The organism is Sphingorhabdus sp. (assembly GCF_044239005.1).
GTDB lineage: Bacteria > Pseudomonadota > Alphaproteobacteria > Sphingomonadales > Sphingomonadaceae > Sphingorhabdus_B.
In genome coordinates, this window is the sequence record NZ_JBIICH010000123.1 from 1 (window position 1) to 6025 (window position 6025).

At 55.6% G+C, this 6025-nt stretch carries 6 protein-coding genes and 1 tRNA gene; 5 read left to right on the forward strand and 2 right to left on the reverse strand.

Annotation, left to right across the window (positions count from 1 at the left end):
• The first annotated feature begins 71 nt into the window (after positions 1 to 71).
• From purC to purQ, 4 genes are all read left to right on the forward strand, one after another.
• The gene (purC, locus tag ACILQA_RS09260; RefSeq protein ID WP_125230782.1) at positions 72 to 851 is read left to right on the forward strand and encodes a phosphoribosylaminoimidazolesuccinocarboxamide synthase; all 780 of its coding nucleotides are present in this window, start codon (positions 72 to 74) and stop codon (positions 849 to 851) included.
• Between the two features lie 60 nt (positions 852 to 911).
• On the forward strand, positions 912 to 3794 hold the full coding sequence (locus ACILQA_RS09265; protein ID WP_395629440.1) for a M16 family metallopeptidase: 2883 nt from the start codon (positions 912 to 914) through the stop codon (positions 3792 to 3794).
• A 108-nt stretch (positions 3795 to 3902) separates the two neighbouring features.
• Positions 3903 to 4133 carry a phosphoribosylformylglycinamidine synthase subunit PurS gene (gene purS / locus ACILQA_RS09270; protein WP_183941822.1) on the forward strand — a complete coding sequence of 77 codons (231 nt, stop codon included), beginning with the start codon at positions 3903 to 3905 and terminating at the stop codon, positions 4131 to 4133.
• Positions 4133 to 4798, forward strand: coding sequence for a phosphoribosylformylglycinamidine synthase subunit PurQ (gene purQ, locus ACILQA_RS09275; protein ID WP_395629443.1), 666 nt, complete (start codon positions 4133 to 4135; stop codon positions 4796 to 4798). The genes purS and purQ overlap by 1 nt, the downstream gene beginning before the upstream one ends.
• Here the strand turns inward: purQ and ACILQA_RS09280 are convergent.
• Both ACILQA_RS09280 and ACILQA_RS09285 read right to left on the reverse strand, forming a co-directional pair.
• The gene (locus tag ACILQA_RS09280) at positions 4766 to 5152 is read right to left on the reverse strand and encodes a hypothetical protein (protein WP_395629441.1); all 387 of its coding nucleotides are present in this window, start codon (positions 5150 to 5152) and stop codon (positions 4766 to 4768) included. The genes purQ and ACILQA_RS09280 overlap by 33 nt on opposite strands.
• Before the next feature lie 6 nt (positions 5153 to 5158).
• Positions 5159 to 5890, reverse strand: a complete 732-nt coding sequence (locus ACILQA_RS09285; protein WP_395629442.1) for a queuosine precursor transporter — start codon at positions 5888 to 5890, stop codon at positions 5159 to 5161.
• 58 nt (positions 5891 to 5948) lie between these two features.
• Here ACILQA_RS09285 and ACILQA_RS09290 point away from each other — a divergent pair.
• A tRNA-Arg gene (locus ACILQA_RS09290) sits at positions 5949 to 6025 on the forward strand.

Genomic DNA, 6025 nt, shown 5'->3' on the forward strand with positions numbered 1-6025 from the left:
CGGCAGCGTCTGGTCACTTTTCGGCCGGTCCTGCCGGGGCACGTCATTTTAAGCAAAGTCAGGGACCGCATATGACCCGCCGCCGCAAAATATACGAAGGCAAGGCCAAGATTCTTTATGAAGGTCCTGAACCCGGCACGCTCATCCAATATTTCAAGGATGATGCGACCGCCTTCAATGCCCAGAAAAAGGGAACGATTTCCGGCAAGGGCGTCATTAACAACCGCGTCTCAGAGCATGTTTTCACGCGCCTGAGCCATATTGGCATTCCCACCCACTTCATCCGCCGTCTGAACATGCGTGAGCAGCTCATCCGGCAAGTTGAAATCGTGCCGATCGAAGTGATTGTGCGCAATGTCGCTGCGGGCACTTTGTCCAAACGGCTGGGCATCGAAGAAGGCACACCCCTGCCCCACACATTGCTGGAATATTGCTACAAAGACGACAGCTTGGGCGATCCGCTTGTAGCCGAAGAACATATCGCATGCTTCGGTTGGGCCACGCAGGAGGAAATGCAGGACATTTCTTCGATGGCGATCCGCATCAACGATTTCATGTGCGGCATGTTTGCGGCGATTGGCATTCGATTGGTGGACTTTAAACTGGAGTTCGGCCGACTGTTTGACGGCGATTTTTCACGCATCATTTTGGCGGACGAAATCAGCCCCGATGGATGCCGCCTTTGGGACATCGAAACCGGCGAAAAGCTTGATAAGGATCGCTTCCGCCGTGATTTGGGCGGTGAAGCCGAAGCCTATCAGGAAGTGGCGCGCCGTCTGGGCCTGATGCCCGATGAAAGCGAAGGCGCTGTGCTCGATATGGTTAGCCATAGGCTACGTAAAGGCAAGTAACACAAGAATTTACATCTTTGCATCTTGCTATCGGCGGCTTTCTCTGGACAAAGTCGATCGATGAACAAGAGACTTTTACTTGTATTGGCGGTGGCTACCTCGGTTGTAGGCACACCCGCTTTGTCCGCTGCGCCGCAAGAGAAAACGAAAGTCGAGGGTACGGAACGCACCGCACCCTGGAATGCGGAGACGTCCGACCTCGAACCAGACCCAAGCATCATTTACGGGCGGCTGCCCAATGGTCTGCGCTACGCCATTCGCCCGAACCAGCGCCCCCAGAATCAGGTGCTTGTGCGCATGACCATCGACTTCGGGTCAGCGGCAGAGGCGGAGGACGAGCAGGGTCTTGCGCATTTCATCGAACATATGGCGTTCAACGGCAGCACCAACGTGCCCGAGGGCGAGATGGTCAAAATGCTTGAGCGGCTTGGCCTCTCCTTTGGCGCCGATACGAATGCGTCAACGGGGTACACACGGACCGAATATAAGCTCGATTTGCCGAAAGCCGACCCGCGCCTGATTGAGCGCGCTTTGTTCCTGATGCGCGAGACCGCGGGCAATATCTCGTTTAACCCCGCAGCGGTTGATCGTGAACGTGGGATCGTATTAGCGGAGAGACGCGAGCGCGAAAATTTCGCGTTTCAAAGTTGGCGGGCTGCCAACAATCTCTATTATCCCAACACCTATTTTTCGACACGCTACCCGATTGGGCTATCCGAAATCCTCGAAACCGCACCTGCGGACCGGTTGAAGGCGCTGTATCGCAAATATTACCGGCCAGACCGGATCAAGATCATCATTGTCGGACCAGTGGACCCCGTTGCGATTGAGCGCGAATTGGCGAACAAATTCGCTGATTGGCAGGTCACAGCACCACCCTTGGGTAACCTTGACCGGTGCGAACTCGATACGACACGTGGCGTGTCTGCCGCAAGTTTTACCCATCCTGAAATCAATGAAGCCATTGCCGTTCAACAGTTTTTCAAGGACAAACCTCGGCCCGATACCGTCGAACGGGCGATGATTGAACTCAAGATGCAAATTGCATCGGCCATCATTTCCCAGCGGATAAGCCGCCGGTCGCGTTCAGAGGACGTTCCTTTTCTAGGCGGTGGTGTAAACTTTACCTTAGGTATCTGCGACAATTATGCCGCCGTCAGCTTTAGCGCAGGCGGCAAAGACGGCAGTTGGCGGGCGTTGCTGCCATTTACAGAACAGGCTGTCCGGCAAGCCCTGCAATATGGTTTTGACGACACCGAAGTTGCCGAGCAGATAAAGCGCCTCGACACCTCTTATGAAAACAACGCCAAGGCAGAGGGCACAGAGCAAAGCGCTTCGATCGCCAACGCATTGGTCGGACTTGACGATGACGCCTATAATTCAGACGCCTACCGGTTGCTGCTATGGCGCCAATTGCGTCCGTTCATGACGAAAGCTGCCGTAAATGCAGAGTTCGCAAAATGGTTTGGCCAAATGGCGGCACCGCAAATTTTTCTATCCACGAAGCAGACGTCAGGGACGTCTTCCGATGATATCTTGGCCGCCTATGCGGCAAGCCGCGCGGTTGCGGTGGCGGCACCCGTCGCGCGCGCAACGAGCGCATTTGCCTATACGGACTTTGGCCCCGCCGGCACCGTCGTTGCAGATACAGTCATCCCCGACCTTGGCATTCGCACAATCCGCTTTGCCAATGGCGTTTTGCTGAACCTCAAAAAAACCGATTTTGAGGACAATCGCGTGCGATATTCCCTGCGGATCGATGGCGGACAATTGCATTTTGCGAAGGACGCAGCGGTGTTGGCTTGGCTGATGTCCGGCGCGTATGTTTCCGGCGGTCTTGCGGCGCATGATTTTGAAGATCTGCGCTCCTTGCTTGCCGGGACAACCGTCACACCCGCATTCGGGGTAGCTGAAGACTATTTCGGCGGCACTGGTGCCGTCGCACCTGTGGACTTGGAACGCCAGTTGCAGGTGATGGCCGCGTACACGAAATATCCGGGCTATGCCGACAGTGCCCTCCGCTTGTTCCGCCGCCCATTGCCAGAAATCTACGCGCGGCTGGACGCAACTCCCGGATCGGCATTGAGCATCGCCATGGCGCGAATCATGACGGACAATGACCCCCGCTTTGCGCTTGCGCCGCTTGAAGTGGTCCAAGCGGCCGATTTTTCGCAGCTGAAATCTGCGTTGGGCGATGCCTTGATCCAGAACAGGATGGAAATCGCAATCGTCGGCGACCTCGACGAAGCCGCCACAATTGCCGCTGTTGCCCGCACTTTTGGCGCTATGCCCACCCGGACGGGCACGGCAGATATGACAGCTCAGGACGCACGCTGGAGCACGGCCAGCGGGAATTTCGATATCCCGCACAAGGGTGAAGCCAATCAGCTGGGGTGGCGCCGGATTTGGCCCACCACGGGTGACCGCGACCAGAAACTGACGCAGTCGATGGACCTGTTGGCACGTGTCGTAACCCTTCGCCTTACGGACGAATTGCGGGAAAAGCTGGGCGCGACATATGGTGTGCAGGCAGGATCAGAGATGTCGGATGTCTATCGCGACCGTGGTGCATTTTCGATTTCGACAGCAGGCGACCCCAAGGACCTCGCCGCCATCGAAAATACGGTTGATCTGGTCATGACGGAAATCGTGAAAGCGCCCGTTGACAGCGACCTGTTTGAACGCGCACGCAAACCTGTGCTCGAAAGCTATGCCGACTGGAAAAAGCGCAACCCGACATGGCTGGGTTTTGCGGCAGAAGCGCAAACCAATCCCGACAGGCTGAACCGGTTTCGGCAGAGCGAAAAAACGTTCAATTCGATTACTGCGCAGGATTTATGGGCACTGGCCAAGCAGTATCTCGGCAAGCCCGCGCAGTTCACATTCCGCGCGTTACCAGACGCGGCAATTGCCAAACCTATCATGGCGACGTCCAATCCGTAAAAGCGCCGTACGGAACGCGCTTAAATTCCTGTTGGGCGTGAGCTTACCCTTGAATCGCGCGGCGCGCCTTCTATAGGAAAGGCGAACAACCAAGCAGATAGGGCCCACATGAAAACCCGTATTTTTGTCACTCTGAAGAACGGCGTGCTCGATCCGCAAGGGAAAGCCATTCACCACGCGATCGAAGGCCTTGGGTTTTCGGGCGTTCATGATGTGCGGGCGGGCCGCCTGATTGAGATTGAACATGAGCCTGGTCTGTCCAAGGCTGATCTGGAATCCATGTGCACCAAATTGTTGGCCAATATGGTCATTGAGAATTTCGAAATCGAGCAAGCATGATGCGCGCTGCCGTCATTCAATTTCCCGGATCGAATTGCGACCGTGACATGGCGGTTGCCATTCGTGACATCACCGGCGCGGATACAAGCTTGGTGTGGCACCGCGAAAGCGTATTGCCAACGGGACTAGACCTCATCGCAATTCCGGGCGGTTTTTCTTATGGGGATTATCTGCGTTCTGGTGCAATGGCGGCGCGTTCGCCCGTGATGCAGGCGGTCATTGCCGCTGCGGGTCGCGGCGTCCCGGTGCTCGGTGTCTGCAATGGCTTCCAGATTTTGACCGAAGCGGGGCTGCTTCCCGGCGCATTAATGCGCAACGCGGGCATCCGTTTCGTCTGCCGCACGGTCGGCCTGACCGTCGAAAACAGCCAATCCATGTTCACCAGCGGATATTCAGCCGGTGAAAAAATCCACATTCCGGTGGCCCATCATGACGGCAATTTCTTTGCCGATGATGCGACGCTTGATCGCTTGGAAGGCGAAGGCCGCGTTGCGTTTCGCTATGCTGAGCCCGTCAACGGGTCAGCGCGCAACATTGCCGGTGTTCTCAATGACGCAGGTAATGTTCTTGGCATGATGCCGCATCCCGAACGGATGATTGAGGCCATGCAGGGTGGATCAGACGGCCGCAGATTATTTGAGGGGCTGATCCGCGAAATCGCCTAATAAATCGGGTGTTGCGTCAGATTTTTTGGCGCGCGGAAACATAAACCGACCCAAAAGTAAGATTATCGTCGGCCAAAACATGGTATTGTAAAGATCGTGCATCGCGGCATCGATTGTCGCCTCGCCCGGCGCTTGACCCTGCAGATCGGTATATTCGTTGAACAATTCGGCGACGAGCACGATCAACCAGCACCAAATACTGTCGGGCCTGCGGCGCAGGACCATTGCTGAACCAAATAATATCAACAATGATGCATGGATATGCATCGCATCGTTGGTCAGTCCAACCGCGTCAATCAGGCGTATTTTATAGCCGATCCAATATTCGGATAGCTGCTCCAAATAATCCTGCATGACGTCCTAAACTTTGGTTTTGAAGGGCGAAAAATTCGTGCCCTCGTCGAAAATATCGACGCCCTCTTTGCGCTTTAACCAGCCTACCACGACATATGTTAGGGGGGTCAACACAACTTCCCAGCCCACTTTCAGCAGCCAGTTGGTAATCATAACGCTGACGACCTGTTCTTGGCTCCATAGGCCCCAAAAGGCGAGTGGGTAAAATATGATGCTATCGACGCCCTGCCCCACGACGGTCGACCCAATGGTGCGCGACCACAGATGCTTGCCGCCTGTCCATATTTTCATGCGCGCCATGACATAGCTGTTGACGAACTCACCCGCCCAAAATGCGGTGATGGACGCAATCACTATCCGCCATACTTGTCCAAATACGCTTTCATAGGCGGCTTGGCCTTCCCAACCTGGCGCTGGTGGCAAGGCAACGACAACCCAGCTCATGAAAGCCATAAACAACAGGGCAGCAAAGCCGGCCCAGATGACGCGCCGTGCGCGGGCATAGCCATAAACTTCGGTCAGGACGTCGCCGATGACGTAGCCAAGCGGGAAAAACAATATCCCTGCCCCGAATATCCATTGCTCCCCGTTTATGGTCACCGCGGCCGGTTTTGCCGCGCCAATGATGTTGGACAGCAGCAAAATGGCCACAAATGCGGCCATGACGAAATCATAATAGCGGAACTGGCGTCCGGCGACGGCACTTGCGCTTTCGGTTACAACGGGAGCATCTTGCATAAAATGACATAAGCAGCTTTGCGTTCGCAGGCAAAGCCGTTATTGCGCCTCTCAGCGCGCGCCCTTAGCTCAGCTGGATAGAGCGCGAGACTTCTAATCTTGAGGCCACAGGTTCGACTCCTGTAGGGCGCGCCA